The organism is Bacillus cereus group sp. BfR-BA-01379, assembly GCF_022663605.1.
GTDB lineage: Bacteria > Bacillota > Bacilli > Bacillales > Bacillaceae_G > Bacillus_A > Bacillus_A mobilis.
On sequence record NZ_JAKUFT010000213.1, the window covers coordinates 1 to 384 of the forward strand.

Consider the following 384-nt stretch of genomic DNA (forward strand, 5'->3'; position numbering starts at 1 on the left):
TACAACGAACAAGGAAAAGAAGTAGTAAAAGGAAAAACAAATGAGCAAGGTATAGCGAAATTTAAACTACCATACGGAAAGTACACGTATAAAGAAACAATAGCGCCGAATGGCTATGTAATAAATGAAGAGACATTCGCATTTGAAATTAAAGAGAATGGAGAAATTATTAAACATATCGTTCAAGATAAGAAGGTAGAAGGTGAATTAGAAATAACGAAAGTAGATATAGCGGATGGGAATACGAAACTGCCAAATGCAGAATTTACAATCTACAACGAACAAGGAAAAGAAGTAGTAAAAGGAAAAACAAATGAGCAAGGTATAGCGAAATTTAAACTACCATACGGAAAGTACACGTATAAAGAAACAATAGCGCCGAAT

The 384-nt window shown here is 33.3% G+C and carries 1 protein-coding gene; it reads left to right on the forward strand.

Features of this window, described 5'->3' with window-relative positions:
• A partial coding sequence (locus MR113_RS27515; protein ID WP_242257495.1) for an MSCRAMM family protein occupies window positions 1–384 on the forward strand: 384 nt, incomplete at both ends.